Below are 26770 nucleotides of genomic sequence, written 5' to 3'. Positions count from 1 at the left end.
CACGAGGAGAACGACGTGCTGCTCAAGGACAAAGTGGTGATCGTTACCGGCGGATCGCGCGGCATCGGGCGTGCCATTGCCATCGCGAGCGCCCGCGAGGGTGCTGATGTCGTGATCAATTACTGGGGCGACAATGACGCGTCGTATGGCCGGCGTGCAGCCATCTCCGAGGTGCTCGACGAAATTGCGCGGCTAGGGCGGCGCGCGATCGCAGTGGAAGGCAACGTAGCGGCGCCGCAGACCGGCATCGATCTCGTGCGCCAGGCCGTCGACAAATTCGGCCGCGTGGACGTGCTCGCGAGCAATGCGGGCATCTGTCCGTTCCATTCGTTCCTCGACATGCCGCCCGCCGTGCTCGAACGCACGATCGGCGTAAATCTGAACGGTGCGTTCTATGTGACGCAGGCCGTCGCGCGGCAGATGAAGGAGCAGGGCACGGGCGGTGCGATCGTCGCAACGAGTTCGATCAGCGCGCTGGTCGGCGGCGGCATGCAGACGCATTACACGCCGACCAAGGCCGGCGTGCATTCGCTCATGCAGTCTTGTGCGATCGCGCTCGGGCCGTATGGGATCCGCTGCAATTCGGTGATGCCTGGCACGATCGCGACCGATCTGAACGCCGAAGACCTCGCCGACGACGCAAAGCGCGCGTACTTCGAAAAGCGCATTCCGCTAGGACGACTCGGTGCGCCGGACGACGTCGCGGAGTGCGTGGTGTTCCTCGCCTCCGACCGCGCGCGCTATGTCACGGGCGCTGCGCTGCTCGTGGATGGCGGTCTCTTCGTAAACCTTCAGTGACCCTCAGTGAGGAGGAAGCGCCCTGGCGCTGGCACGGTCATGAACGGCTTCGTCCACTTTGAACGGTTGCGAGAACCGGCGCAGCAAGCTGACGAAATGCTCGGCGGGTTCCGCGAGCGGCTCGTTGCTGCGCGTGAGCACGCCGAAGCCGGGCAGGCTTTTGCCGATCTCGAGCGGCAGCACGACGAGCAGTCGCCCGCGGACGTGATCGCGCACGACCGACTCGGGCAGCATGGCGACGGCATCGAAGTTTTCGAGCAATTGCAGCGTCGCGAAGATCGACGCGGACTCCGTGAGGTTGACGGGCGTGCCGAGGCCAGCGCGCGCGAGTTCGCCTTCGAACAGCTCGCGCGCGGGGCTCGTGATGGGTTGCGCCACCCACGGCCAGTCCATCAGTTCGGCGAGCGTGATGTGGTCGCGGCGCGCGAGCGGGTGCTGCGCGCGAACTACGAGGACGAGCGTTTCGCGCGCAAGCGGCTCGAAGCTGAAATCGTTGTGCTGCAGCGGCGTGGTGAGGCGCCCCAGTGCGAGTTCGACTTCGCGGCGATGCAGCAATTGCACGACCTGGTCGCTGGTTTCGCCGAGGATGCGTACGTTGAGCAGCGGGCGTTCGGTCTTGAGCATGGCGACGGCCTGAGCCAGCAGGTCGGGCGCGGCGCCCATGATCGCGCCCACGGTGAGCTGGCCGTGGCCGCCGCGGCGCTTGACGTCGAGGTCGTCGGCGAAGCGCGTGAGGTCGGCGAGCGCGCGCCGCGCGTAAGCGAGCGTCACGACGCCGAGCGCAGTGGGCTCGATGCCGCGCGCGTTGCGATCGAAAAGCCGGAAACCGAAGGCCTCTTCGATGTCGCTGAGCATGCGGCTCGCGCTCGGCTGGGCGACGTTGATGGTGTCGGCGGCGTGATGGACGTTGCGTGTGTCGTCGAGCGCGACGAGCAGGGCAAGGTGCTTGATTCGGAGCCGGTTGACGAGTGCGACGGCCGAGGTCTGACGATTCGTCTGATGGTTCATGAGTGCATGACCTTCTGCGATCCGGTTTAGGTATCGCTCGATTGGCTGTCGATGCCGAAATTATAGTCAGTTGAATCCGCAGGGGAATCCACGAAAACCAGAGGGCAGAACGGAGATTTGCTCATGGAGACGATGGCGTTTCGAATGAAGCTCAACCCGGGACAGCGCGATGAATACGCGCGCCGGCACCGCGAAATCTGGCCCGAGCTGGCGGCGGCGCTGCGCGATGCCGGCGTGAGCGACTACTGGATCTTCCTCGACGAAACGACTCATCATCTCTTCGCCGTGCTCAAGCGCCGCGACGATCATTCGATGGATGGGCTGGCGCATCTCCCCGTCATGCGCAAATGGTGGGATTACATGGCGGACATCATGGAGACCGGCGAGGGGAATGTGCCCGTGCAGCAGCCGCTCGTGCCGCTGTTCCATCTGCCTTGAGCACAGGGAGCCGCCATGCAGATTGTCGATCCGCACGTCCACTTCTGGAACCTCGATACGCATCACTATCCGTGGCTCGCGCACCCAGGCATTTCGTTCGTGGGCGACGCGCGCGCAGTGCGCTTCAACTATCTGCCGGCCGATCTGCTGGATGACGCCCGCGACGTCGACTTGCTGAAAGTCGTGCACGTTGAGGCGAATCATGATCCGGCCGATCCGGTGGAAGAAACGCGCTGGCTGCAAGGGCTCGCGGATGCAGGCGGTGCGCACGCGTTTCCCGATGCGATCGTCGCCGCCGCCGATTTGAGTGCGCCAAACGCGCAGGCCGTGCTTGAAGCGCACGCAGCCTTTCCGAATACACGCGGCATCCGGCAGATCCTCAACGTGCACACAGATCCGCTCTACAACTACGTGAACCGTCACTACATGCGCGACCCCGCATGGCGTGGGCATTTTGCGCTGCTCGCGCGTTATGGCCTGTCGTTCGACCTGCAACTGTATCCGTCGCAGATGGAGGAGGCTGCCGCGCTGGCGCGCGAGCATCCGGATGTCCCCCTGATCCTCAATCACACGGGCATGTTCGTCGACCGCAATTCCGTGGAGGGGTATCGCGCCTGGCGCGACGGGTTGCGTGCGTTAGGGGCGTGCCCGAACGTTGCCGTGAAGATCAGCGGACTGGCGATGTTCGATCACGACTGGACCGTCGAGAGCCTGCGTCCCTATGTGCTGGAGTCGATCGACGCGTTCGGCGCGGAGCGCGCGATGTTTGCATCGAATTTTCCGATCGACCGGCAGTTCGGAAGCTATACGGACCTCTGGCATGCGTTTGCGCGGATCGTCAGCGGTGCGAGTGAGGACGAGAAGACCGCGCTATTTCGCGGCAATGCCGAACGTATTTACCGCATCTAGCGCGGGCAGTCGCGCACCACGAACATGGAGACGCGCGTGGAACTGAATGCAAGGGCAGGCGGCACGTCCAGGCTGGAACCCAGGCTCGAACTGCGGCACGCAAGCAAGTCGTTCGGACGCGTGCGCGCGCTCATCGACGGCAGCCTGACGCTGTGGCCCGGTGAGGTGCATGCGTTGCTCGGCGAAAACGGCGCGGGCAAGTCGACGCTGGTAAAGATACTCGCGGGCGTGTATCTCCCGGATGGCGGCGAGTTGCGCATCGACGGCGCCGCGTGCCAGTTCGCAACGCCCGCACAGGCGCGCGATGCGGGCATCGCCGTGATCTATCAGGAGCCGATGCTCTTCTTCGATCTCTCGATTGCCGAGAATATCTATATGGGACGTCAGCCGCTCGATCGCTTCGGGCGCATTGACTACGACGTGATGCATCGCGATGTCGCCGCGCTGCTGACGTCGCTTGGCGTTGACCTCAAGCCGGAGCGGGTCGTGCGCGGCCTGTCGATCGCGGACCAGCAGGTGATCGAGATTGCGAAGGCGCTGTCGCTGAACGCGAACGTGCTGGTCATGGACGAGCCCACCGCCGCGCTTTCGTTGCCCGAGGTGGAACGGCTCTTCACGATTGCGCGCAAGCTGCGCGATCGCGGCGCGGCGGTCCTCTTCATCACGCACCGGCTGGAAGAGGTGTTCGCGCTCGCGCAGCACGTGACGATCATGCGTGACGGCTCGAAGGTCTTCGACGCGCCCACCTCTGCGCTTACGACGCGGGAGATCGTCGCGAAGATGGTGGGCCGCGACCTCGCGACGTTCTATCCGAAAGCCGAGGTGCAGCCCGGCGAGGTGCTCTTGCGCGTGCGCGGCCTCACGCGGCGCGGTGTGTTCAAGGACATTACGTTCGATGTGCGCGCGGGCGAGATCGTTGCGCTCGCGGGTCTCGTCGGCGCAGGGCGCAGTGAAGTGGCGCGCGCGATCTTCGGCATCGACGCCAGCGATTCCGGCGAGGTGCAGATCGCCGGCAAGCCGCTGCGTATGGGCGAACCCGCGGCCGCCGTGCGGGCCGGGCTTGCGCTCGTGCCCGAGGACCGGCGTCAGCAGGGGCTCGCGCTCGAACTTTCGATTGCCCGCAATGCTTCGATGACCGTGCTAGGCCGGCTCGTGCGCTTCGGGCTCATTTCGGCGGGCCGCGAATCGCAGCTGGCCGGGCAGTGGGGCGCGCGTCTGCGTCTCAAGGCCGGCGACCTCAACGCGCCCGTTGGCACGCTCTCGGGCGGCAATCAGCAAAAGGTCGTGCTCGGCAAGTGGCTGGCGACAGGACCGAAGGTGCTCATCATCGATGAACCGACGCGCGGCATCGACGTGGGCGCGAAAGCCGAGGTCTACGGCGCGCTCGCCGAACTCGTGCGCGGCGGCTTGGCCGTGTTGATGATATCGAGCGAACTGCCCGAGGTGCTGGGCATGGCAGACCGCGTGCTGGTCATGCATGAAGGCCGCATTACCGCCGATATCGCCCGCGCTGACGCGAACGAGGAACGCATCATGAGCGCCGCGCTCGGGCAGGCCAACATCCATCTGGGGCACGCGGCATGATGCGCCATTCGACTACTCATCACCCGTCGCTGCCACGTGACGATGCGCCTGCCGCGCGCCGCAACGCAGGTGCGTTCGTTCAAACGCTCGCGAAGAGCCGCGAGACGACGCTCTTCGTCGTGCTGCTGCTGATCGTGGGCGGCACCGCGCTCGCACGGCCGCAGTTCCTGAACCTGCAGAATCTGCGTGACGTGCTGCTCAATGTCTCGATCGTCAGCCTGCTCACTGCAGGCATGACGATCGTGATCCTGATGCGGCACATCGATCTTTCAGTGGGCTCGACGGTCGGTATCAGCGCCTATTCGGTTGGCAGCCTATACGTAGCGTTTCCACACATGCCGGTGATTGTCGCGCTGGGTGCGGGGCTCGCCATCGGGTTGGTCGCGGGTTCGATCAACGCGTTGCTCGTCGCCGTTGGCCGCGTGCCATCGCTGGTCGCCACGCTCTCGACGCTCTATATATTTCGCGGTGCAGATTACGCGTGGGTTCGCGGCGGACAGATCAATGCGACGAGCCTCCCCGACGCATTCTCACGGCTCGCCACCACCACCGTGATTGGCATTCCGCTGCTCGCGCTGATCGCGATCGTACTGCTGACCGGGCTCTCCGTGTACCTGAAACAGTTCAGGCCCGGTCGCGAGTATTACGCCATCGGCTCGAATCCCGAGGCCGCGAGGCTCGCGGGCATCAACGTGAACCGGCGCGTCGCCACCGGCTTTCTGATCTGCGGTGGTATCGCCGGGCTCGCGGGCGCGCTATGGCTCGCGCGCTTCGGCACCGTCGAATCGAGCACCGCGAAGGGGATCGAGTTGCAGGTGGTCGCGGCGGCCGTGGTGGGCAGCGTCGCGATTACGGGCGGCGTCGGCACGATACTCGGCGCAACACTCGGCGCGCTCGTGCTGGGCGTTATCAGCATCGCGCTCGTCGTGCTGCACGTCTCGCCGTTCTGGGAACAGGCCATACAGGGTGTGCTGATCGTCACGGCCATCGCCGTGGACACGCTGCTCGCCCGCTCCGTTGCCAAACGCATGATGAGGAAACGCGATCATGGCTAAACCCGATTCGGCGCTGCTCACACGCAAGGCCAGCTTGCCGCTCAGCTGGGAATCGCTGCTCGTCGTGATCCTGATCGCCTCGCTGGCGTTGGGCCGCGTGCTGTCGCCCGTGTTTCTCACCGGTGACAATCTCAGCAACATCCTCGCCGACCTCACGGAAGTTGCCCTGATGGCAATGCCCATGACGCTAATCATCGTCGCGGCCGAAATCGATCTTTCGGTGGCGTCGGTGCTGGGCGCGTCGAGCGCGCTGATGGGCCTGCTCTGGCACATGGGCCTGCCCATGCCCCTCGTTATCGTGCTCGTGCTGGCGGCGGGCGCTCTCGCGGGGCTCTTCAACGGACTCGTCATCGTACGGCTGAATCTCCCATCGCTGGCGGTGACGATCGGCACGCTGGCGCTCTTTCGCGGGCTCGCTTACGTGCTGCTCGGCGACCGCGCGATCGCCGACTTTCCCGCCGCGTATACCGCGTTCGGCATGAACACGCTCGGCGGCACGTTCTTTCCGCTGCCGTTCCTGATCGTGGTCGCGTGTGCCGTGGTGTTCACGTTACTGCTGCAGGCCACCGCTTTTGGCCGCAGCCTCTATGCCATCGGCGCGAACACGACGGCGGCGCTGTTTTCCGGTATCCCTGTCGCGAAGCTCAAGATGCGTCTCTTCGTCATGTCGGGCGCGATGAGCGCGCTCGCGGGCATCGTCTACACGCTGCGCTTCACCAGCGCGCGCGGCGACAACGGCGAAGGGTTCGAGCTATCGGTGATCGCAGCGGTGCTGTTCGGCGGCGTGAGCATTTTCGGCGGGCGCGGATCGATGTACGGCGTGCTGCTTTCGCTGCTGATCGTCGGCGTATTGAAGAACGCACTCACGCTGGCTGACGTGTCCAGCGAAACACTCACCATCGTCACCGGTGCGCTGCTGCTCGCCTCGGTGTTGATCCCCAATCTCGCCGCGCGTTGGCGCATGGCGCGCGAGAGGCGCGCGCTCGCGCGCTCCGCTTGAATGTCATGGGTAGTCTCGCAGAACGCAGGAGGTAGTCGGGCATCAGTCGGACACAAGCATGCAGTTAAACATCCGGGCGGACGTCCGGTATCCATCGAGGAGACATTGCTATGTTCAAGCCAGTACGTCACGGGTGCACAGCTTTGCTGTGCGCGATGCTGCTGGGTGCCGGCGTGGCCGCGCACGCTGCCGGCATCAAGGAGGGGCTGAAGATTACCTTCATCCCGAAGCAGATCAACAACCCTTACGAGGTCATCGCCGATAACGGCGGCATGGCGGCGATCACCGAAATCAAGGGTGTGGGCAAGGTGGTCGGGCCATCGGACGCGGGCGCGTCGTCGCAGGTTCCGTACATCAATACGCTGATTACGCAGCACCAGGACGTGATCGTCATTGCCGCCAACGACGCGAACGCGCTCGTGCCGTATCTGAAGAAAGCGATGTCGCAAGGCATCAAGGTCGTCACGTTCGACTCCGATACCGCGCCCGAAGGACGGCAGATATTCGTGAATCAGGCGGACGCAGAAAGTATTGGACGTGGCCAGATTCAGCTCGTGTCGAAGTTGATGGGCGGCGAAGGCGAATTCGCGATTCTTTCGGCGACGCCGAACGCGACGAATCAGAACACCTGGATCAAGTGGATGCAGGACGAACTGAAGAAGCCCGAGTACGCGAAGATGAAGCTCGTGAAAATCGCGTATGGCAATGACGACGACCAGAAGTCGTTCGTCGAGACGCAAGGTTTGCTGCAGGCATATCCGAACCTCAAGGCGATTGTCGCGCCGACTTCGGTGGGCATTGCGGCGGCGGCGCGTTATATCTCGTCATCGTCGAGCAAGGGCAAGGTGGTGGTCACCGGCCTCGGCACGCCGAACCAGATGCGCGCGTTCGTGAAGGACGGTACCGTGCAGGCGTTCCAGCTCTGGGACCCGGGTGCGCTCGGCTATCTGGCGTCGTATGCAGCGGCGAATCTCGCTTCGGGAACCATCACGGGCAAGGAGGGCGATTCGTTCGAGGCGGGCAAGCTCGGCAAGCGGACTATTGGCAAGCAGGGTGAAGTGATCCTCGGGCCGCCGACTACGTTCGACGCGAAGAATATCGATAACTTTAATTTCTGAGCGGGTGGTGCTGGATAGATGGCACCGTGCATGTGACGAAGGAGAAAGCCCGTGCTGTTTGCACGGGCTTTTTTGATTCTTCTCAGACGTCGCCGAACAACATGCCAGGACGGGCCTTGATCGGCTGCGGATTCAACCGGTCGTTCGCCATCGGGGGCGCGCCGTCATTCGAGTGGCGGCTCCGTCCGGGTAGAAGGCGCTAAGAGCGTCAAATGTCGCGCGAAAAAGGGGCGATGAGCGACACGAAATTCTCTCGACAGGGTCACTGTTAGAGGAGCTTCTGGGGTGAGACAAGCAGCAAGCCACACGCAGCACGTTCAAGTCTAATTGGGGTTGGTGCTGCCGGCAGTGCTGCTCATCGGTGTCTCGTAGTGCAGCTTGCCGGCGCGGCGCAATCAGCGCGGTAACCGCTAGAATTATGGTTTTAGCCCGGAATACGTCCATGTCTTTTGCCTCGCTTGGCCTGATCGATCCGTTGCTGCGCAATGTGCAGGACCTCAATTACCAGACACCTACGCCGGTGCAGGCCAAGGCGATTCCTGCTGTGCTCAGTGGCAAGGACGTCATGGCTGGGGCGCAGACCGGCACTGGCAAGACGGCGGGTTTTGCGCTGCCGCTGTTGCAGAGGCTGGTGCAACACGGCCCGGCGGTGTCCAGCAACCGAGCGCGTGTTCTGGTGCTGGTGCCCACGCGTGAGTTGGCCGAGCAAGTGCTGCAAAGCTTTATCGCTTACGGCAAAGGCCTCGACTTGCGATTCCTGGCCGCGTACGGCGGTGTGAGCATCAACCCGCAGATGATGAAGTTGCGCAAAGGCGTGGATGTGCTGGTTGCCACGCCGGGCCGTTTGCTGGATCTCAATCGCCAGAACGCAGTGCAGTTCGATCAAGTTCAGACGCTGGTGCTGGACGAAGCCGACCGCATGCTGGATCTGGGCTTTGCGCGCGAACTCAACGCCGTCTTTGCTGCCTTGCCCACCCAGCGCCAGACCCTGCTGTTCTCCGCCACGTTTTCCGATGAAATTCGCGCCATGGCGGCGAACATTCTGCGCGGCCCGGTCAATATCAGCGTCAGCCCGCCCAATGCCACAGCCAGCAAGATCAAGCAGTGGGTGGTTACGGTGGACAAGAAGAACAAGCCTGACCTCTTCATGCACCTGGTGGCCGAGAACAACTGGGAGCACGCGCTGGTGTTCGTCAAAACCCGCATTGGCGTGGATTACCTGGCGGCCATGCTCGATGATGCGGGCTATGCGGTCGACACCATCCACGGCGACAAACCGCAACCCGCGCGCCTGCGTGCGCTGGAGCGCTTCAAGGCGCGCGAAGTACAGATGCTGGTAGCCACCGATGTGGCTGCGCGCGGGCTGGATATCGACGATCTGCCGTTGGTGATCAACGTTGATCTGCCGATCGTGGCGCAAGACTATGTGCACCGTATTGGCCGTACCGGTCGTGCGGGCGCCAGCGGCGTGGCGGTGTCCCTTGTGTGTGCCGATGAAGCGCCGCAACTGGCCGCGATTGAAGCGCTGATCCGGCGAACGCTGCCCCGTGAAGAAGAGCCGGGTTTTGAAGCCGAACACCGCGTGCCGCAAACCAGCGCGACGGGCGAGATCATCAAGAAACCCAAAAAGCCCAAGAAGCCCAAAGCGGCGCAAGCTGCGCCGGGCGCAGTACAGGCGCCCAGCAAAAAACCGCGCCCGCATAGTGGCGAAAACAAACGCAAGCCTGCGGCGCAGCGCGCAGTGGGCGCGGGTAAAGGCGCGAGTTTGTCCAGCGGTAGCCCATTCAGCGTGCAAAAGCCGCGCAGCAAGCCCGCAAGCAAGTCAGCTGCGGGTTCACGCAAGCCGGCTGGCAAACCCGCTGGTGGCCGCGGCTAACGCCAACCATGATCCGTGGCGGTGAGTAACGCCAGCCCTGGACTTCAGGCCGTGGCTGAATTCGCCCAATACCGGCGTGACACACCTGCGCCAGATCGGCTTCGATGCAATCCGGACGAACCGCGCTCCTGCTCGATCGTGACGTTCCCGCAGCCGGAACGCATTTCGTCTATCCTGAAGTCGAGTTACGAGAAGCTCTCGTGCGTCGACTCGCGAAACGACAGTCAGGTCATCTTCTACGATCAGATTGTGCCCGGCAGCACGCTGCTCGCCTACGTCAATGCGGATCACTGGGCGCTGGCGATACCGGTTGCCCGGACGCATCCGACGATCGGGGCGCTCTTCGTGACGCAGAACGCTTACCCACGTGAGGCTCTGGTGGAAGCCATCCTGCGCTTCCTGGAGGAGGATCTGGCAGAGCCGACCCGCTAACTTCATGCGCACGCATCGGTCCAGCCTTTTGGCAAGCGCGTGGTCATCGAGTTGGGTTAGTCTGAAAGCCGTAACGCATCATCTGTGGTGTCGTGGCGTCCGGCATTGCAACCGGGCCTTGCGAGAAGGCAATTGTCGGTGGAATAACTCCTTTCAACCATTGCAGCAACACGGTCCGACCGTGAACCACGATGGAGACAACCATGAGAAGAAGAAGCTTTATACAGACGGGCACCGCCGCACTCACCGTCGCAGGCCTGACGTTGGCGGGTTCCCCGTTGACAGTGACTAACGCGCTTGCCGCCGAGTCCAACGCAGCGAAGCGGCATGAAATCGATGCCAAGGTCCACGCAACGCTATCGCGGCTGTTCGAGACAGTCAAAGGTTCGAAGGAACTCGTTTCGAAGGCGAACGGCGTGCTCGTGTTCCCGTCGGTGATCAAGGCCGGCTTCATTGCCGGCGGCGAGTACGGTGAAGGCGCACTGCTCGTGGGTGGAAAGCCGGTCGGCTACTACAGCACAGCGGCGGGCTCATTCGGTTTGCAGGCAGGCGCGCAATCGAAGGCTGTTATCTTTCTCTTCATGACGCATGAAGCACTCAACGACTTTCGCAATTCCAAAGGCTGGTCAGTGGGCGGCGAAGGATCAGTCGCGTTGCTGAAGGTCGGGGCGAATGGAGAGATCGATACGACAACGGCCACCGCGCCCGTCGAAGTGATCGTGCTGACCAATGCCGGCCTGATGGGTGACGTGTCGCTCGCGGGCACCAAGATTACGCGCCTGAAAATCTGATGACGCAGCTTGCGGCGTTTGTCTGTCCAGGTTTCAACGGATCGTTACGATCATGACCGCAGCGCCTTCGACCGTACCCGATCTATGACTGTCGCAGCCGTGCGAGCACGGCTGCGACGATACGATCGCAATACCTGCCGCCAAACTCGAACAGTTCCGGACCCAGCCGCTCGACTTCTTCCGCCAGTGACTCGCGCAGCATCTGTCTTGCCCTGAAATGTCGGCTGCGGACCGTTGCTTCGGGAATGCCAAGGCTCTGCGCCGTTTCTTCGATCGTCAGCTCTTCAACCGATCTGAGCACGAACACCGTGCGAAAGCCCACGGGTAGTGCATCGACCTTGCGCTCCAGCAGCGCCCGGATCTCCGCGCGGGAAGCCGACTGGTCGGGCGCGCAATCATTGCTGCTATTCGTCGGGTCCATATCGAAAGACATCTCGTCGTCGTCGGGACAATCTGGCAGCATCGGCACGACGTTCTGGCGGCGACTCTCCCGGCGCATTCTGCCGAGACATTCGTTGAGTACGAGGCGCGAGAGCCACGTAAAAAGCGCAGCATCGCCGCGAAACTGCGCGAGCGCCCTGAAGGCCTTCAGATACGCGTCCTGCAACGCGTCTTGCGCTTCGGCGTCGTTGCGGAGCGTCGCGCGGGCCAGCCGGTAGAGGCGCCGGTTGTGGCGGCGCATCAAAAGCTCGAAAGCCGCCAGATCGCCCGCCAGGATGCGGTGCACAATATCCCCATCGGGATCCGTCAACCCGCTGGCGTACACGTCCCTCATTGCAGCGCCTCGCTCTGTCATGGTGCCGGCCCGACGATCAGTGTGCCATGCATCACTGGATGAAACCGGCACGCGTAGGGATGACGACCGGCCCCGTCCACGACGTAATGCCAGGACGCTTCGGGCGCAATGCTGCCGGAGTCGAAACCCTTTGCATCGGTACTCACCGTATGCGCCACGGGATCCTTGTTGACCCAGACAACACTGTCCCCTCTATGCACAGTCAGGGTTGAGGGTGCGAAACGCATCTGCTCGATCGTCACGACCCAGGTACGCGCGGCCGCCGGCCCGGCGCCGGTCACGCACAGGATTGCGCAGAGGATTGCCCAGATGCCCGCCGAAACAATCCGCAAGCCGCTCATTGCATCTTTCCCAGCGATGCCTGCACGTGTTTGGCGTGGTCCAGGTGCGCGACGAACGCAGGCCGGACTTTCACGAGCAGCGCTTTCAGTTCGGCGTTTTGCGCGCTCGGGATCAGGGTCTTGTCGAGCGCATCGATCACCTGCTCGTGATAGGCCACTTCGTGGTCGATATACGCGCGATCGAACTGCGCACCTTGCAGTGGCGTGAGATTCGCGATGTTGGCCTCGCCGCCCTGCTTGAGGCTGTCGCTGGTCGGATTGGCCTCGGGCGTCACGCCAAGCTTGTGGACGAGATTGACGGCCGCCTGGTTGACGCTGGTATGGTCGGCGACCATGCGCTGCGCGAACGCCTTGACATCCTTTGACTGCGTTTTCGATTCGGCGAGCTTGCCGGCATCGATATCGGCCTGGTTCGCCACGACGACGATGGCGGCAATCTGGGGATCGGTCGGGCCAGAGCCTTGTGCCAACCCTGTAGCGCTCGAGAACGCGAGCGCGGCAAGCAACAGCCCATGGATGGTCTTCATGTGAGTATCCTCGGTCGGTGGTAGGGGCGCGCTTCCGGGTGAGCGTTTAGCGCTTTCCGTGCGTTCGAGGAAATAGATGTCACGAGTCGGGAGGCTGTTCCCGTTCTCGTACCGATTCAGTCACGATTTATGTATGTCGCGAAGCGGAAACCGCCGACCGGATGCGCCGCCGTTCTAAAATGTCGACTTCATAAGCCAACGGCTCACCCCTTCACCTGAAACCCGCATGCAAGCGCCGAGCGCAACCGTTCCCATCTCTCTGGTCAATGGCTTTCTCGCGGCCGCGGGCGCGAAGGACGACGTCATTCACCGCTATCTGAAGCAGGCGGGCGTGGCGCCCGAACTGCTGGGCGAACCCGGCGCGCGCGTCACAGAAGAGCAATTTTCGGCTTTCTATCAAGCGCTCGCGATTGAACTCGACGACGAAATGCCCGGCATCTTCAGCCGGCCGTTCCGTAGCGGCACGCTCAAGTTTCTCTGTCTGAGCCTGCTCGATGCTCGCAACCTCGACACGGCACTGCACAGGTTTGGCCAGTTTTTCCATATCGTGCTGGACGATTTTCGGGTCGCGTCGCGACGCAGCGGTCCGCTTGCGCAGGTCGAACTGTGCCCGAATCCCGACTACGGGCCCATCGGCCCGCTCGGGCAGGAGTTGATGCTCAAGCTCGTCCACGGCGTCTGTTCGTGGCTGATCGGGCAGAAGATCCCGCTCTTGCAGGTTGAATTCGCCTGCCCGCAGCCGCCGCACGCCCGCGATCACCGCTATTTTTTCTCCGGGCCCGTGCGCTTCGGCTGCGAGACCACGCTGATGCGCTTTGGCGCGGCGTATCTCGACATGCCGATTCGCCAGAGCAAGCGCAATCTGCGGACCTTTCTCGCGCGTTCGCCGGGCGACTGGATCTTCGAATCGTTCAGCGAGCAGCGCGTCGGACATCGCGTCCGGCAATATCTCGCGGGGACGCTGCCCGATATACCGACGATCGAGGATGCCGCCGGGAACCTGCATTGCTCGGTTCGGACGTTGTGCCGGCACCTCGCTGCTGAAGACACGTCGTTTCAGTCGCTCAAGGACGAACTGCGCCGTGATATCGCCATCCAGCGGCTCATCGATACGCAGGACACGATTGCGGCCATCGCGGGCGACATTGGTTTCGACGATCCGAGCGCCTTCCATCGCGCGTTCCGTCACTGGACGGGCAGCACGCCGGGCACGTATCGCGCGCGCGGTTGATCGCCGTGGTCCCTTTCATCGGGGCGCCGCACGGCTGCGGCAGGCGAAAGCGCCCGAAAGCGTGCGCAATCGCGCGGCCCGGCGTGGCCATATTTGTCACCAGGTGGTCCGGTTTGGACAGTCCGTAGAAGCGCCTTTGGCGATACGATCTGCTGCAATCCGCCCGCGCGCTCGTGCCTTGCCGGCCATTGACTGCCGCGGCGTTTCCTCTATTACCGCACCACTGGAAGGACCGTCATGAGCTATACCGCCCCCGTCAAGGACATGCTGTTCGTGCTGAAGGAACTGGCTGGCATGGACGCCGTTGCTGCGTTGCCGGGTTTCGAGGATGCGAACCTCGAAACGGCGCAGGCCGTGATCGACGAATCTGCAAAGCTGTGCGGCGAGGTGCTGGCGCCGCTGAACGTGGAAGGCGACCGCGCGCCGAGCACATGGCGTGACGGCGAGGTCACCGCGACCGCAGGTTTCAAGGGTGCATTCCGCCAGTTCGTCGAGGGTGGCTGGCAAGGTCTGCAGCATCCGCTGGAGTACGGCGGCCAGGCGCTGCCCAAGCTGATTGCCACGCCGTGCATCGAAATGCTGAACGCGGCGAACCTCTCGTTCGCACTCTGCCCGCTCCTGACCGATGGCGCCATCGAGGCGCTGCTCACGGCCGGTACCGACGAGCAAAAATCGCGCTACGTGCCGAAGCTGATTTCGGGCGAATGGACCGGCACGATGAACCTCACGGAACCACAAGCGGGTTCCGATCTCGCGCTCGTGCGCTCGCGCGCCGAGCCGCAGGCGGACGGTTCGTACCGGATCTTCGGCACCAAGATTTTCATCACGTGGGGCGAACACGACATGGCCGATAACATCGTCCACCTCGTGCTGGCCCGCACGCCCGACGCCCCGGAAGGCGTGAAGGGTATTTCGCTTTTCATCGTGCCGAAGTTCCTCGTTAACGAAGACGGCAGCCTCGGTGCGCGCAACGACGTGCACTGCGTTTCCATCGAGCACAAGCTCGGCATCAAGGCGAGCCCCACGGCGGTTCTGCAATACGGCGATCACGGCGGTGCGGTGGGCTATCTGGTCGGCGAGGCGAATCGCGGCCTCGAATACATGTTCATCATGATGAACGCAGCGCGTTTCGGCGTCGGCATGCAGGGCATCGGCGTGGCCGATCGTGCATATCAGAAGGCCGTCGCGTATGCGAAGGAACGCGTGCAGAGCCGTCCTGTCGATGGTTCGGCGTCGAAATCTGTCTCGATCATCCATCATCCCGACGTGCGCCGCATGCTCGCGACGATGCGCGCGCTGACCGAAGGCGCACGCGCGCTGTCGTATGTGGCGGCCGCGCACAGCGACCACGCACACTGCAATCCCGACGCAGCCGAGCGCGCGCGCCATCAAGCGATCTACGAATATCTCGTGCCGATCGTGAAGGGCTGGAGCACGGAGATGGTCAACGAGGTGACGAGCCTCGGCGTGCAGGTGCACGGCGGCATGGGCTTCATCGAAGAGACGGGCGCCGCGCAGCTCTATCGCGATGCGCGGATTCTCGCGATCTACGAAGGCACCACGGCCATTCAGGCCAATGATCTCGTCGGCCGCAAGACCGTGCGTGACGGCGGCGCGGTTGCGCGTGCGCTGCTCGCGGAAATCGCCGGCACGATCAAGGCGCTCGGCAAGGTGGACCGGGCCGCAGCGGAGTCGATGGCCGTGCAACTGAAGAAGGGCGCAGAGTCGCTCGCGAATGTCGTCGAGTATGTCGTGGCGAACACGAAGCGCGATCCGAACGCGGTGTTCATGGGCAGCGTGCCTTACCTGAAGCTCGCAGGCGTCGTGCTGTGCGGCTGGCAGATGGCGCGCGCGTTGCTGGCGGCCCACGCCCAGCGCGCAGACGATCCGGCGTTCCATGATGCGAAGATCGCGATTGCGCAGTTCTACGCGGAGCATATTCTCCCGCAGGCGGGTGGTATCGAAGCGTCGATCCTCTCCGCACGCAATGGCGAAAGCGCGCTTGCGATGAGCGAAGATCAGTTCTGATGCAGCGTTACGCACGCCTTCATTCGCGAGGCGCGCGTTTCCTGACAATGAGGCGCTACCGTACGGGGGCGCCTCGTTGCGTTTACAGGGCAGTCGAACCCACGAAGTGCCTGCAAACGCGCGTTCCTGAGCGTAGTGGGCCTGAAGCGTTGGCATCGCCTTGCTGGCCGCATCCTTCAACTACCCATCGCGGCCCGAAGCGATCTCCGCTAACAACACCGATCGCGTCGGGCGTTCCCCAGCTAGCGCAAACCGCTGCCCGGTGCGAGACTCGCGCGATACCGTAGCGTGTTGGGAGGATCCGATGGTCGCTTACCTTGATGAGTCGCGCGTGCAGGCGGTGCTTCATTGGGATGAACTGATACCCGCGATGGAAGCCGCGCTGGCGAGGTTCTCCACAGGTCGCGTGGTGCAGCCCGTGCGTAATGTGTTGACCATCGAGGAGGGCAGGCGCTATCTGGGCGTGATGCCAGTCGCCGACGACGATGCGATGGGGGCAAAGCTCGTCAGCTTTTATCCCGCGAACGCGGGTAGCGCGGTGCCCACGCATCAGGGCGTGATCGTGCTGTTGCGGTCCGACACCGGCGAGCCACTCGCCGTCATGGACGCCCGCCTCATTACCGAAATGCGCACGGCAGCGGTCTGTGCGGCGGTGACGCGATGCGTTGCGCCTGCGGATGGCGGCGTGCTTGCGCTACTGGGCAGCGGTGTTCAGGCGAAGGCCCATCTGGAGGCGCTTTCACACGTGCGCCAGTTCGAAGAGATCCGAGTCTGGAGCCCGACGCCCGAGCATGCACAGCGCTTTGCGGCGGAACACGGAGCGCGGGCGACACCGGACGCCGAGTCGGCGGTCCGCGAAGCGGATGTCGTGGTGACTGCCACGGCGGCGCAGCAGCCCGTGTTGAAAGGGGCCTGGCTCAAGCGCGGGGCGCATGTGAACGCGGTGGGCGCTACGCGCCCGAACTGGCGTGAACTCGACGACGAGGCGATGAAAGCCGGCACGCTGATCGTCGACTCGCGTGAGGCGGTGCTGCTGGAATCGGGTGACGTGATCCACTCAGGGGCGTCCGTTTACGCAGAAGCCGGGGAGATTTTCGCCGGCGTGAAGCAAAAACCCGCCGAGGGGATCACGGTGTTCAAGTCGGTTGGACTTGGGGTCGAGGACATCGCGGCGGCGAAACTCGTCTATGACGCGATGTCCAGGTCCTGATTGACGCTAGATAGACTGGAATGTCGGGCAGTTCATCAGAAGGTGTACGTGATCTTTCCGAACGCGGTCCGACCCAGCGTGTTGTAACCGTAGGCGGTCATGTAATCCCGGTTGAACAGGTTCGACAGCGACGCGGATATCGTGAGATGCGGATTGACCGCGTACGCAGCACGCAGACTGACCGTCGTATATGCCGGCAGATAGAGCGTATTGAACTGGTTGTCCCAGGTCGATCCGCCATACAGCACCGAGAAGCCCGTGCTGAGCGCGTGCAGATGCAACGCGTCCCACGTGTGATCGACGTTCAGGCTGACCGTCTGCCGCGGGCGCCGTGGGAGCCAGGTCTGGTTGGTGACGTCCTGCGGATTCAGAATGCCGATCGCGAGACTCACGGGCGTCGATTTGCCAAGCGAGCCCTTGTACGAGAGATCGATGCCCTGGATGTGAGCCTGCCCCACATTCACAGGCTGAAGAGCCAGCGCGTCGAACGCGATGAGATCGTGAACGCGCGTATCGTAGACGGCCGCCGTGAACGTGCCGAACGACGTCGTGGCATCGAGCGCCATTTCGACGGAATCGCTGCGCTCGGGCTGAAGATCCGGATTCGAAAATCCCGGATAGTACAGATCGTTGAACGTCGGCAGACGGAACGCGTTGCCATACGAGACGCGTGCCGTGTAGACCGGCGTAATCGCCCACGCGAGCGCGACATTGCCCGTGTTGACCGATTGCCCCTGCACGATCTCGTGGCGGCCCGCGAGGAAAAGCGTCCACGAACCCAGCGTGGTCGACTGATGAAGCGATACAGCGGAATCGTTGCGCGCCGGGACGCCGTTGGGGATATCCACTGGCAGGTATGCCCGCTCGCGTGTGAAGTCGTAAGCGAGCTTCGTTTCCCCGGTCAGCCGCTCGCCGAAGAGCGTGTGGCCGGTTTCCTGATGCGTGATCGACGTCGATGTGGAAAAGCGCGTCGAATTGATCTGATCCGTGGCAATCGTCGGATCGTTCGCATACAGAAACTGGCGGTCGTTCGCGTAGCCGACTGACTGGTCGAACTGCGTGAACGGCGTGATGTCCAGATGGAACGCAACGCCGGTCGTCAGCTGGGTATCCAGTTGCCGGTCGGGGTAGCTCATACCGAAGGAGGGCGCATCGTCGTAAGACAGGTCGGAGCGGTGGTAGAGCGCGAAGGTGGAAATCGACCAGTTTTCGCGCGCATAACCGAGCCGCGCATCGACGTTCTGTGCGTGATACGGGTTGCGTCCGTCCTCGTGAAGGGAGTTCCAGGGCTTCGTCGCGTCGATGCCTGCCGTGTTGTAGTCGTGCAGGCCGAGCGAGTACGTGAGCCCGCCCAGCGCGGCGAGCGATCCGGTCGACGGGATCGTGCCGGAGGTTCGGAACTGCGTGTCGAACGTCTTGTTGGAACCCCCTCCGAACGACACCGTGGTCTGGTTCGGCAGGTTCGACGCGTGGCGCGTAAAGAGCTGCACGACTCCGCCGATAGCGTCCGCGCCGAACGAGGCCGCCGCCGGGCCGGAGATCACCTCGACGCGATCGAACGCGGACGTCGGCAGATCCGCCCATTCGGCCTCGCCGGTGGTGACCGAGCCGATGCGGATGCCGTCGATGAAAACGGCGACCTGGTTGCCCGCCGAGCCGCGAATGCTGACCGATGTGAGCGAACCCGGCCCGCCGCTTTGCGAAACGGTGACGCCGGGCAGCGTCGTCAGCGCCTGCGCGATGCTCGGGTCTGCGGGAGTAAGACGGTCGAGATCCGTGCGCGTGAGGACCTGCGTGGTCGCGTAGCGCTGGTCGAACGATTGCGGCAAATGCTGCGCGTCGCCGACGACGAGGATGTCCTGCGGCGGGGCGTCGGCGCCGGGCGGGTCCTGCTGGGCGAGTGAAGCGGTGTCCGCGGCCTGGGCGCTTTGCCAAGCGCAGGCGGTCATGGCGGACGTGACGATGAAACGGCGAAACTTCATGTGTGGCTCTTCGAATGCGTTATTGATCTGGCTCGATTGCGGCGGCTGGCAGGGCCACGAAGCACACGCGCTGGCGGCACCATCCCGAGTCGGAATCGGGGCGTGGCGGCCATGCGGAGCGCGGCCCTGTGCGGCTGGGCGGCTAGTGCGGGGCGCAGCCGGGCGCGGCAGATGAGGCAGACAGAACGGATCGGCGAGCGATTCGAACGATGCGCGCGATTCCTGAGCTTCGCGCGTTGTGTGAATGCCGGCCGCTGACGCGGCGGCGTAACGCTTCCTTCCGGGAAGCGGTTTCCAGATGGGTGGACATGTGACAGATCCTGAGGTCGGGCTGTCCTTGCAACTCGCAACCGCGCAAAGGCGGTGCTTGCGCATCGGGAAACCCCGCCCGGTGCGGCTGCTTGGACCTCGGTCGATGGCAGGTCTCCTGGCTTGCGGGTCGCCGTCCGATGCCGACCTTCCCGGTCACCCAGTGGTCATGATTGGCACGGACTCGCCGCTTACAGTTGCGGGCACAGCCGCAGACTCGAAGCGCGTACGCCTCTACTGCGTTCCCATTTGATCCCTGTGACGGGAACCATCAGCGCGGAGGGTACCGAATCCGGTTTGCCGCCGTCAACTTTTTCTGGCGAACGCTGTTGTAACTTTGACGGCGGTGCAACGGTCCGGGTGCGCGCGTCCCGCACGCGCGGGCCCTGGCGGATTCACATTTGGCGGAACAGGTGCGCGTATTGCTTGCTGACCGCAAGCAGAACCGCGTGGCCGCGCAGTTTCAGCGTCATTTTGCCGAGCGCATTGGTCGAAGCGCTGTCCACCTGGTCGACATTCACGACCGTACTTCGATGAACCTGCCAGAATCGCGCGGGATCCAGTTGCGCGCACAATTCCTTCAGGCTCGTGCGGATCAGCAGTTCGCCGGTACGCGTTGTAACGACGACGTATTTATCGGCGGCCTCGAAGAACAGCACTTCGTCGACCGGCACCATGCGGACTTCGCTGCCGCTCGACGCGCGCAGATAACGCAGCGGCGCGTTGCGCTCATCGCTTAGTGTGCGGTTTTCCCGCGCGACGGTGCGCGTGATCGTATCGAGTTGGCCGAGTACGCGTTGCAGATCCGCGTGCAACTGCGTGTCAGGCGTGCCTGCCGCGCGAGGCTCGTCGAGACGCGCACGCAATCGCTCGATCGTGCGCGCGAGCCGGGCGGAATCGACGGGCTTCAGGAGATAGTCGATGGCGGCCGCGTCGAACGCGTCCAGCGCATATTCGTTGTAAGCGGTCACGAACACGATCTGCGGCGGCGCGGCGAGCGCAGCGCATGCGCGCGCAACGTCGAGTCCTGTCGCACCCGGCATCGAGATATCGAGGAACGCGACGTCCGGATGCAGTGCCGCGATGCGTTCGATGGCGTCGTGACCGTTTCCGACCGTCGCCGCGATGTTCAGCGCGGGCCAGGCGGCCGCCAGTTCCCGCTTGAGCGCGGCGGCGATCAGCGGCTCGTCTTCAGCGATCACGGCGGTGCGGACGCGCGTGCCTCCGGCGCTAGCGTGCCGGTTGTGCCGGTCGTCCTGGTTCGGTGCCGTGTCGGCAGGCGGGTGGAGTTTCATCGGGCGGCTGTCTCTGTGTTGATGCTGTCCGCCTCGGCCAACGGCAGACGGACTCTCGCGACGACGCCATGCGGCGCATGCTCGACGAGCGTTAGCGTGCCGCGATCGCCGTAGAGCACCGCGAGCCGCTCACGCACATTCGCGAGCCCGATGCCGGTGCCCTGCGTGTCCGGCGTTGCGCCGAAGCCGGGGCCGTTGTCGGTGACCGTCAGTTCGACGTCCGGGCCGTCACGTTTCGCGCTCACGTCGATGCGGCCGCCCACGACCGTGCCCTGGATGCCATGCTTGAGCGCATTTTCGACGAGCGGTTGCAGCAGCATCGGCGGCACCGCGAGGTCCGCGCAATCGCCCGGGAGATCCAGTGAATAGGCGAGCCGTTCACCGAGGCGCATCCGGTGCACGGCAAGCATCGCGTCGAGCACCGCAAACTGGACTGCGAGCGTTTCGCTCCCGGTTCGCGATGCTTCGAGCGTGGCGCGAAGGAAGCGGTTGAGGCGCCCAAGCAGTTCGCGTGCGCGTGGCGGATCGGACACGATCAGGCTGTCGAGCGTCGCTAGTGTATTGAACAGAAAGTGCGGCTCGATCTGCGCCTGCAACGCCTGCAAACGGGCACTGATTGCCGTTCGTTCGGTGGCTTCTCTCTGCCACGCGGCGCGCGCGACCTGCTCGCTCAGGACTGCGATCCGCGCACGCGACCAGCCGTACCAGGTCGCCAGCAGCGTGGCGATGAGCGCCACCCAGCCCGTCGTGGCCAGATCACGCGGGGCGAACGTCTTGCTGACGTCGAGGCCGAGCAGCAGGCTCGCGATAGCGCGCCCGATCAAGGCGCCGACCACCAGCGCGATCACCATCACCACCCCGAGCCGGGGGGCAGTGAGCGCGTTTCTCCGCTCCAGGAGAAAGCGTCCGACGTCGAACAGCAGCGTGATCGACAGGCCGATGGCCTGGCTGAAAACGAGGTTTTCGCCGAGGCTCTTACCGATACCGACCGCAGTCAGTCCGACCGCAATCAACGCGTTGCCGATGACGACGATGACCGCCTCGCGCGCGTATCGGGCCAGCAGTTGTCTCGCCGAGACTGCGGAACAGGCGACAACGTCGGTGAATTTCATGCTTGTGCCAGGCATCATGCGATCCAGCGGGTCACGATGAAGTTGAGTAGCCGGTCCGGCGTCGCGACGGCGGCGATGCCGGCGATCACGAGCCCGGCGAACGTCCCGCGCATGGCGAACCGGTGGCCGCGTACGTTGCCGTGCCGGATTGCCCAGATGGCGCGTGCAAGGCTTGCCAGCGTCAGCAACGAGAGCCCGTGTATCCAGGAAAAATGCCCCTGATTCAGTTCGCGAATATCGAACGAACTTAGCACGGTGACGATCATGGCCAGGACCCACAGGCGCCCGAGCCACCGGTGGTTCGGGCTTCCTTTTCCGGCGAGGGACACGGCGGTTCCGAGTATGACAGAAAGCGTTGCAGTGGCGAGATGGATAGCGACGGCAGCAGGCATGGTGGCGCTCCAGAAGAGGGCGAGCGAACTCGACGACTGCAGTCTGTGTGGTGTCCGGGCTGTTTTCGAGGTGCTTGCGACGAAGCGGCTGGTTTTCGTCGCGAATGACGACTTTGATGGCGTGAAGGGATGCGGGAATGGTTTCAACCCGCGCGCGCCAGACGCAGTCGCGAGCGCGGGAAACCGCGTTCGTGCCTCGCCCGGGCGCGTCGGACGGCGCTTTAAACGCGGGGGCAACGCATTCACCTGGCTCTGTGCGTTCGCCCACATTTGAGGGGAATCGCCGCGCCTACGATGCCACTTGTCGTTTCAACCCGGCAAGGAGGAGACATGAACCAGAACAAAGCGCTGTGGGAAAAGGGCGATTTCACACGTGTTGCTGCGAGCATGCGCGAGAGTGGCGAAGCGCTCGCGAATAGCCTCGGAATTGGAAGTGGGAACAAGATTCTCGATCTCGGATGCGGCGACGGCACGACGGCTCTGCCCATGGCGAGACTTGGCGCCGACGTGCTGGGCGTCGATATCGCGAGCAATCTTGTCGCCGCGGGTAACCGCCGCGCGCAGGAGGCGAACCTCACCAATTGCCGCTTTCAGGAAGGCGACGCATCCAATCTGCACGACCTGCAGGACGAATCGTTCGACCTCGTCGTAAGTATCTTCGGCGCCATGTTTGCGCCGAATCCCGCCGATGTCGCGCGGGAGATGGTGCGCGTGACCCGGCCCGGCGGGCGGATCGTCATGGGGAACTGGATTCCGAACGATCCGACGTTTGTCGCACAGGTTCTCAAGATCAGCAGTGCCTATTCACCGCCGCCACCGGAAGGATTCATCAGCCCGATGACGTGGGGCAATGAGGCGATTGTCAGGGAACGGTTCGGTGCTGCGGGGATCGTGCCGGACAACGTCAATTGCACCCGGGAGACGTGGCTTTTCAATTTCCCCGCTCCTCCGACACAGCTGCTCGACGTCTTCCGTGATTTTTATGGGCCAACCATGAACGCCTTCGCGGCGGCGCAAGCGAACGGACGGGCCGACGATCTTCAGCGTGAGTTGGGCGAAGTGTTCGAGGCTGGGAACCGGAGTGATAACCGCGATTTCACGTCGATACCGGCTACATTCCTGCGAGTCACTGTTACGCGCAACTGATGCGACGACTCGAAGAATCGGGCTTCTTCGGCAGGATGGGCGCCCACCCATTTGATGATGTCAGGTCTGGCAATCGCGCCCGTTTTTTGCGTGCCAGACCCGCTAATACTGTACGCAATGCGCTACGGAATCCGAAGGGGGAGTTAAGCGTCTGTTAACACTCGAGCGTTTATATTCGGAAACTCATTTGTCTCGTCGGTCTACGACACAAGGAGTTTCCCAATGCATTCCAGATCCCGAGATCTGGTCGAGCACGCTGTCACGAAAGTACCCGCGGTGACGCTCGGCTTCTGGATCATCAAAATCGCCAGCACCACGCTCGGTGAAACGGGCGGCGACTGGGTGAGCATGTCGCTGAATCTCGGCTATTTGATTGGTTCCCTTATTTTTCTTGCGGCGTTTCTCGTGCTGGTTTCGGCGCAAATCCGTGCGCGCAAGTTCCATTCGACGCTTTACTGGGCCACCATCGTCGCCACGACGACGCTCGGCACGACGCTTGCTGACTTCTGCGACCGCTCGCTTGGCCTCGGCTATCCGGGTGGTGTCACTATCATTTTCGCGCTGCTGGCCGCCAGTCTCGCGATCTGGTATCGCGTGGAAGGTACCGTTTCGGTCGAAAGTGTCGTGAGTCCGCGCGTCGAGTGGTTTTACTGGGTCACGATCCTGTTTTCGCAGACACTCGGCACGGCACTCGGCGACTGGGTAGCCGGCGAAGATCGGGGCGGTCTCGGTCTCGGCTATGAAGCGAGCGCGGCGATTTTTGGCGCCGGGCTGGTCATTATCGGTCTGCTGTGGCTTTGGCCTCGGGTTTCGCGCACGGCGCTCTTCTGGGCTGCGTTCGTCCTGACGCGCCCGCTTGGTGCGACCCTCGGCGACTTTTTCGACAAACCCATTGCACAAGGCGGCCTGGAGTTCAGCCGGTTTTACGCGTCGGGCATTCTGGTTGCGTTCATTGCGGGTTGCCTCCTGCTGATTCCGCAACGCGCTGCACGTCGTGCACCTGGCTTGCCGCGCGATTAGTGCCGCCATTCATTCAGGTCGTTACGCCGATCAGCCGCGCAAGCAATGTGTCGTACCCGGCAATCAGCGCCGGGTTGCCGGGCGTGTAGCGTCGCAGGATTTCGCGCTGACGCCGCGCATATTCCTGCCAGTTCCCGTCATGTTCGCGCAACACGTACAACAGCAAGTCGGCGCCTTGCTGCACGTCGTTGTCCTGGTAGTAATACCCCAGTTCCGGCGCCAGTCGTGCGTTGTGTACGAGCGGATAGCCCTGCCAGCACACCTCGAAATAAAAGTAGCTCAGCGGATTTTCCCACTGATGCGATATGACGACGTCAGTCAGCTCGGCGAGGAAAACCGGCGTTTCGAAGCGTCCGACGAAGCTCGCCTTACCAGCGCGCACGACATCCAGGTAGTTCATCAACATGACGAACTCGGGGCTTGTGTTAGCGAGCGTTTCCGCGTTCGTCACGTGCGTGAACCCGATCGCGTCTGGCTCGCTTCGAAACGCTTCGTCGATGATCAGCATGGGGTAGATGCAGGATTTCACGACGTCGTGATTGGGTTCCATCACGGTCAGGCGTTTCGCGCGCACGCCGCTCGGCCGGTATTCGCCGTGATTGCGCAGCGCTTGTGTGCGTTCGGTCAGGCACATCGGATCCCAGACGAACGGCACGACACGTCCTGGGCAGCGTCGCAAAGATTGCAGGAAAGGCAGCGACGACGGCGCGATCTGCGGAATAGCCCAGATCTCGTCATAACCGCGATTGATGAACAGCGAATCCCACAAGCGCCGGCCAAACAGAATGGATTCAATCGCGTTGATGTACTCGACACCGCAGCAATAGCTGACGATTTTCGCGCCACGCGCCTTTAAATACGCGGTCTGTTCGGCGTCGATTTGCCCGCCCAGTTCGATCAACACGTCCAGTGCGTCTTTTACCTCGCTAAACGAGCGGGTGGCGTACACGACGCGATTCCACGGCAGCGCATCGGTCAGCGGCACGTCCGTCGTGTTCACAAGCGTCACGCGATAGCCGTGCGACGACGCCATCAGCAGCTTCGCAAGAAACAGCGCGTTCTGCTTGATGCCGTTGATCCAGAGGCTTTCGTCGGGAGTGCGAAGGCCGATTGTGATGCCGATGCGAAGGCCGTTCAATTCGACAGGGGACGTCATCGGGGGCAGGGTCGTGAGAATTTCGAGTGTCGCCTCGTGTTAACTGCAGATTACGCGTCAACGTAGAGCGCTGCGATGGCGTCCGAGTACGCCGTGACGTTGTCCGGGTTGTCGATGCTGACCGAATCGAGCACACGCCGCGACCGTTCGCGGTACGCGTCGAGATTCGCATCGTGTTCGGCAAAGGCTTTTAGCAGTGCACGTCCGCCCGCCTGACAATCGAAGTCCGGATAGTAATATCCTGCGTCACCCATGAACGGCGAGTTGTGGATCAGCGGATAGTCGCCGTGCAGCAATTCATAATATAGATAGTTCTGCGCGTTTTCCCACGTGTGCGATACGACGGCGTCACCGTAGGCAGCCATTAACTCGTACACCGCGTGGCGGCCCTCGAATGTCGCGATGCCATGCTCGACGATGTCGAGACGTTTTGCGAAATGCAGGAAGGTCGTGTGATCCTTGACGTGCAGTGTGTTGCATACGCGCACGATTTCAAGGAAATCGGGTTTCGCCCGATACGCTTCCTCGACGACCAGCATCGGGATAATGCTCGTCTTCACCATGCAGATGTTCGGCTCGAACATCGCTACGCGCCAGCGTGGTTTGCCGGGTTTGTACCCGTATTCGAGGTCCGGGCCGCGCGCCGCGCGCGCCTTGTCGAACAGCATGGGATGCCAGATGTGCGGAACGATTGTCACCGGCGCGCGCAGCCCGGTCTGGAAATAGTGCAGACACGAGCGCCTGAATTCCGGAATCGTCCACACACCGTCGTAGTGCGCGCCGGAGAACAAGAACCCCGAGGGTTTGTCGAACATGGCGCGCTCGATGTCGATGACGTAATCATTGCCCACGCGAAGGGTCGCCACTTTGCCGCCGCGCTGTCGAAATGCGGCGATCCAGTCCGCGTTGAGCTGTGCGCTCATCTCGATCAGCAAGTCGCAGCGTTGCATCGCTTCATCCATCGACCACAGCGGCACATTCCAGTCGCCGAGCATCATCTGCGGATCGATGATCTGATCCCCGCCATTCACCATGACGGCTTGCGCCACGAGCGGCGATTGGCGCAGCAGCAGAATCAGCAGCAGGCAGTTCTGGAAGATCCCGTTTTCCCACAGCGATTGCCCGGCGCCGCGCACGAACAGCGAAACGCCGACGACGAGACGCTTGTCTGCATTGGGCACGCGGAGGGAACTGGCGTCGGGCATGCATGTCCTCC

The 26770-nt window shown here is 63.0% G+C and carries 24 protein-coding genes, 1 pseudogene and 1 riboswitch; of the genes and pseudogenes, 15 read left to right on the top strand and 10 right to left on the bottom strand.

The features are described from left to right. Window positions 1-15: 15 nt before the first annotated feature. Window positions 16-798 carry an L-rhamnose 1-dehydrogenase Lra1 gene (gene lra1, locus L0U80_RS22370; protein ID WP_233870236.1) on the top strand — a complete coding sequence of 261 codons (783 nt, stop codon included), beginning with the start codon at window positions 16-18 and terminating at the stop codon, window positions 796-798. 3 nt (window positions 799-801) lie between these two features. Here the strand turns inward: lra1 and L0U80_RS22365 are convergent, their stop codons facing one another. After that, on the bottom strand, window positions 802-1806 hold the full coding sequence (locus tag L0U80_RS22365) for a LysR family transcriptional regulator (protein ID WP_233870233.1): 1005 nt from the start codon (window positions 1804-1806) through the stop codon (window positions 802-804). 123 nt (window positions 1807-1929) lie between these two features. Here L0U80_RS22365 and rhaM point away from each other — a divergent pair, with 123 nt between their 5' ends. The 9 genes and pseudogenes from rhaM to L0U80_RS22320 all read left to right on the top strand — a co-directional run bounded on the left by rhaM (window position 1930) and on the right by L0U80_RS22320 (window position 11009). Then, window positions 1930-2244 carry an L-rhamnose mutarotase gene (gene rhaM / locus L0U80_RS22360; protein WP_233870230.1) on the top strand — a complete coding sequence of 105 codons (315 nt, stop codon included), beginning with the start codon at window positions 1930-1932 and terminating at the stop codon, window positions 2242-2244. Window positions 2245-2259: 15 nt separating this feature from the next. Continuing rightward, window positions 2260-3153, top strand: coding sequence for an amidohydrolase family protein (locus L0U80_RS22355; protein ID WP_233870227.1), 894 nt, complete (start codon window positions 2260-2262; stop codon window positions 3151-3153). A gap of 36 nt (window positions 3154-3189) precedes the next feature. Next, window positions 3190-4737 carry a sugar ABC transporter ATP-binding protein gene (locus L0U80_RS22350; RefSeq protein ID WP_373322253.1) on the top strand — a complete coding sequence of 516 codons (1548 nt, stop codon included), beginning with the start codon at window positions 3190-3192 and terminating at the stop codon, window positions 4735-4737. After that, window positions 4734-5792 (top strand): ABC transporter permease, encoded by a 1059-nt coding sequence (locus tag L0U80_RS22345; RefSeq protein ID WP_233870220.1) that lies wholly within the window; start codon window positions 4734-4736, stop codon window positions 5790-5792. Before L0U80_RS22350 ends, L0U80_RS22345 begins: the two co-directional genes overlap by 4 nt. Further along, the gene (locus L0U80_RS22340) at window positions 5785-6792 is read left to right on the top strand and encodes an ABC transporter permease (protein WP_233870217.1); all 1008 of its coding nucleotides are present in this window, start codon (window positions 5785-5787) and stop codon (window positions 6790-6792) included. Before L0U80_RS22345 ends, L0U80_RS22340 begins: the two co-directional genes overlap by 8 nt. A 110-nt stretch (window positions 6793-6902) precedes the next feature. After that, on the top strand, window positions 6903-7910 hold the full coding sequence (gene rhaS / locus L0U80_RS22335; RefSeq protein ID WP_233870214.1) for a rhamnose ABC transporter substrate-binding protein: 1008 nt from the start codon (window positions 6903-6905) through the stop codon (window positions 7908-7910). 442 nt (window positions 7911-8352) lie between these two features. Continuing rightward, window positions 8353-9786: a DEAD/DEAH box helicase gene (locus tag L0U80_RS22330; RefSeq protein WP_233870211.1), complete on the top strand. Its 1434-nt coding sequence runs from the start codon at window positions 8353-8355 to the stop codon at window positions 9784-9786. A gap of 129 nt (window positions 9787-9915) precedes the next feature. Further along, window positions 9916-10218, top strand: a pseudogene (locus L0U80_RS22325) (hypothetical protein); the annotation flags it as partial. A gap of 203 nt (window positions 10219-10421) precedes the next feature. Then, entirely contained in the window at window positions 10422-11009 is a 588-nt protein-coding gene (locus tag L0U80_RS22320) for a BPSL1445 family SYLF domain-containing lipoprotein (protein WP_233870205.1), read from the top strand. A gap of 82 nt (window positions 11010-11091) precedes the next feature. On the opposite strand, the gene L0U80_RS22315 is transcribed toward L0U80_RS22320, so the two are convergent. From L0U80_RS22315 to L0U80_RS22305, 3 genes are read right to left on the bottom strand one after another with little or no spacing between them, the layout of a single operon-like run. Then, entirely contained in the window at window positions 11092-11784 is a 693-nt protein-coding gene (locus L0U80_RS22315; RefSeq protein ID WP_233870201.1) for an RNA polymerase sigma factor, read from the bottom strand. A gap of 17 nt (window positions 11785-11801) precedes the next feature. Beyond that, window positions 11802-12146 (bottom strand): cupredoxin domain-containing protein, encoded by a 345-nt coding sequence (locus L0U80_RS22310; protein ID WP_233870198.1) that lies wholly within the window; start codon window positions 12144-12146, stop codon window positions 11802-11804. After that, on the bottom strand, window positions 12143-12673 hold the full coding sequence (locus tag L0U80_RS22305) for a DUF4142 domain-containing protein (RefSeq protein ID WP_233870195.1): 531 nt from the start codon (window positions 12671-12673) through the stop codon (window positions 12143-12145). The genes L0U80_RS22310 and L0U80_RS22305 overlap by 4 nt, the downstream gene beginning before the upstream one ends. Before the next feature lie 226 nt (window positions 12674-12899). Between L0U80_RS22305 and L0U80_RS22300 the strand changes: the two genes are divergently transcribed. The 3 genes from L0U80_RS22300 (at window position 12900) to L0U80_RS22290 (ending at window position 17142) form a co-directional block, all read left to right on the top strand. Further along, window positions 12900-13904, top strand: coding sequence for an AraC family transcriptional regulator (locus L0U80_RS22300; RefSeq protein ID WP_233870192.1), 1005 nt, complete (start codon window positions 12900-12902; stop codon window positions 13902-13904). A gap of 237 nt (window positions 13905-14141) precedes the next feature. Next, entirely contained in the window at window positions 14142-15932 is a 1791-nt protein-coding gene (locus tag L0U80_RS22295) for an acyl-CoA dehydrogenase (protein ID WP_233870189.1), read from the top strand. 304 nt (window positions 15933-16236) lie between these two features. After that, the gene (locus L0U80_RS22290) at window positions 16237-17142 is read left to right on the top strand and encodes an ornithine cyclodeaminase family protein (protein ID WP_233870186.1); all 906 of its coding nucleotides are present in this window, start codon (window positions 16237-16239) and stop codon (window positions 17140-17142) included. A 35-nt stretch (window positions 17143-17177) separates the two neighbouring features. Here L0U80_RS22290 and L0U80_RS22285 read toward each other — a convergent pair whose 3' ends face one another. The 4 genes from L0U80_RS22285 to L0U80_RS22270 form a co-directional block, all read right to left on the bottom strand. After that, window positions 17178-19124 carry a TonB-dependent receptor domain-containing protein gene (locus tag L0U80_RS22285; RefSeq protein WP_233870183.1) on the bottom strand — a complete coding sequence of 649 codons (1947 nt, stop codon included), beginning with the start codon at window positions 19122-19124 and terminating at the stop codon, window positions 17178-17180. 400 nt (window positions 19125-19524) lie between these two features. Next, window positions 19525-19721: riboswitch (cobalamin riboswitch) on the bottom strand. A 107-nt stretch (window positions 19722-19828) separates the two neighbouring features. Next, a complete protein-coding gene (locus L0U80_RS22280; RefSeq protein WP_233870179.1) occupies window positions 19829-20728 on the bottom strand; it encodes a LytR/AlgR family response regulator transcription factor in 900 nt (299 codons plus the stop codon). After that, entirely contained in the window at window positions 20725-21840 is a 1116-nt protein-coding gene (locus L0U80_RS22275) for a sensor histidine kinase (protein WP_233870176.1), read from the bottom strand. The genes L0U80_RS22280 and L0U80_RS22275 overlap by 4 nt, the downstream gene beginning before the upstream one ends. Window positions 21841-21854: 14 nt before the next feature. Then, window positions 21855-22232, bottom strand: a complete 378-nt coding sequence (locus L0U80_RS22270; protein WP_233870173.1) for a DUF2306 domain-containing protein — start codon at window positions 22230-22232, stop codon at window positions 21855-21857. A 330-nt stretch (window positions 22233-22562) separates the two neighbouring features. On the opposite strand from L0U80_RS22270, the gene L0U80_RS22265 reads away from it, so the two are divergent. Together L0U80_RS22265 and L0U80_RS22260 are read left to right on the top strand one after the other, a co-directional pair. Then, window positions 22563-23378, top strand: a complete 816-nt coding sequence (locus L0U80_RS22265; protein ID WP_233870170.1) for a class I SAM-dependent methyltransferase — start codon at window positions 22563-22565, stop codon at window positions 23376-23378. Between the two features lie 222 nt (window positions 23379-23600). Next, window positions 23601-24398, top strand: a complete 798-nt coding sequence (locus tag L0U80_RS22260) for a COG4705 family protein (protein ID WP_233870167.1) — start codon at window positions 23601-23603, stop codon at window positions 24396-24398. A gap of 13 nt (window positions 24399-24411) precedes the next feature. Here the strand turns inward: L0U80_RS22260 and L0U80_RS22255 are convergent, their stop codons facing one another. Both L0U80_RS22255 and L0U80_RS22250 read right to left on the bottom strand, forming a co-directional pair. Beyond that, window positions 24412-25554 carry a DUF2827 domain-containing protein gene (locus tag L0U80_RS22255; RefSeq protein WP_233870163.1) on the bottom strand — a complete coding sequence of 381 codons (1143 nt, stop codon included), beginning with the start codon at window positions 25552-25554 and terminating at the stop codon, window positions 24412-24414. Between the two features lie 50 nt (window positions 25555-25604). After that, a complete protein-coding gene (locus tag L0U80_RS22250) occupies window positions 25605-26759 on the bottom strand; it encodes a DUF2827 domain-containing protein (RefSeq protein WP_233870160.1) in 1155 nt (384 codons plus the stop codon). Window positions 26760-26770 lie beyond the last annotated feature (11 nt).

It is taken from the genome of Paraburkholderia adhaesiva (assembly GCF_021390575.1).
GTDB classification, from domain to species: Bacteria; Pseudomonadota; Gammaproteobacteria; order Burkholderiales; family Burkholderiaceae; genus Paraburkholderia; species Paraburkholderia adhaesiva.
This window is presented reverse-complemented; position numbering and strand designations above follow the sequence as displayed.

What these genes read in the sequence shown, in the direction of transcription:
- L0U80_RS22365 (WP_233870233.1), bottom strand. Translation starts at nt 1,806, where the DNA reads ATGAACCATCAGACGAATCGTCAGACCTCGGCCGTCGCACTCGTCAAC.
- rhaM (WP_233870230.1), top strand. Translation starts at nt 1,930, where the DNA reads ATGGAGACGATGGCGTTTCGAATGAAGCTCAACCCGGGACAGCGCGAT.
- L0U80_RS22355 (WP_233870227.1), top strand. Translation starts at nt 2,260, where the DNA reads ATGCAGATTGTCGATCCGCACGTCCACTTCTGGAACCTCGATACGCAT.
- L0U80_RS22345 (WP_233870220.1), top strand. Translation starts at nt 4,734, where the DNA reads ATGATGCGCCATTCGACTACTCATCACCCGTCGCTGCCACGTGACGAT.
- L0U80_RS22340 (WP_233870217.1), top strand. Translation starts at nt 5,785, where the DNA reads ATGGCTAAACCCGATTCGGCGCTGCTCACACGCAAGGCCAGCTTGCCG.
- rhaS (WP_233870214.1), top strand. Translation starts at nt 6,903, where the DNA reads ATGTTCAAGCCAGTACGTCACGGGTGCACAGCTTTGCTGTGCGCGATG.
- L0U80_RS22330 (WP_233870211.1), top strand. Translation starts at nt 8,353, where the DNA reads ATGTCTTTTGCCTCGCTTGGCCTGATCGATCCGTTGCTGCGCAATGTG.
- L0U80_RS22320 (WP_233870205.1), top strand. Translation starts at nt 10,422, where the DNA reads ATGAGAAGAAGAAGCTTTATACAGACGGGCACCGCCGCACTCACCGTC.
- L0U80_RS22315 (WP_233870201.1), bottom strand. Translation starts at nt 11,784, where the DNA reads ATGAGGGACGTGTACGCCAGCGGGTTGACGGATCCCGATGGGGATATT.
- L0U80_RS22310 (WP_233870198.1), bottom strand. Translation starts at nt 12,146, where the DNA reads ATGAGCGGCTTGCGGATTGTTTCGGCGGGCATCTGGGCAATCCTCTGC.
- L0U80_RS22305 (WP_233870195.1), bottom strand. Translation starts at nt 12,673, where the DNA reads ATGAAGACCATCCATGGGCTGTTGCTTGCCGCGCTCGCGTTCTCGAGC.
- L0U80_RS22300 (WP_233870192.1), top strand. Translation starts at nt 12,900, where the DNA reads ATGCAAGCGCCGAGCGCAACCGTTCCCATCTCTCTGGTCAATGGCTTT.
- L0U80_RS22295 (WP_233870189.1), top strand. Translation starts at nt 14,142, where the DNA reads ATGAGCTATACCGCCCCCGTCAAGGACATGCTGTTCGTGCTGAAGGAA.
- L0U80_RS22290 (WP_233870186.1), top strand. Translation starts at nt 16,237, where the DNA reads ATGGTCGCTTACCTTGATGAGTCGCGCGTGCAGGCGGTGCTTCATTGG.
- L0U80_RS22285 (WP_233870183.1), bottom strand. Translation starts at nt 19,124, where the DNA reads ATGAAGTTTCGCCGTTTCATCGTCACGTCCGCCATGACCGCCTGCGCT.
- L0U80_RS22280 (WP_233870179.1), bottom strand. Translation starts at nt 20,728, where the DNA reads ATGAAACTCCACCCGCCTGCCGACACGGCACCGAACCAGGACGACCGG.
- L0U80_RS22275 (WP_233870176.1), bottom strand. Translation starts at nt 21,840, where the DNA reads ATGAAATTCACCGACGTTGTCGCCTGTTCCGCAGTCTCGGCGAGACAA.
- L0U80_RS22270 (WP_233870173.1), bottom strand. Translation starts at nt 22,232, where the DNA reads ATGCCTGCTGCCGTCGCTATCCATCTCGCCACTGCAACGCTTTCTGTC.
- L0U80_RS22265 (WP_233870170.1), top strand. Translation starts at nt 22,563, where the DNA reads ATGAACCAGAACAAAGCGCTGTGGGAAAAGGGCGATTTCACACGTGTT.
- L0U80_RS22260 (WP_233870167.1), top strand. Translation starts at nt 23,601, where the DNA reads ATGCATTCCAGATCCCGAGATCTGGTCGAGCACGCTGTCACGAAAGTA.
- L0U80_RS22255 (WP_233870163.1), bottom strand. Translation starts at nt 25,554, where the DNA reads ATGACGTCCCCTGTCGAATTGAACGGCCTTCGCATCGGCATCACAATC.
- L0U80_RS22250 (WP_233870160.1), bottom strand. Translation starts at nt 26,759, where the DNA reads ATGCCCGACGCCAGTTCCCTCCGCGTGCCCAATGCAGACAAGCGTCTC.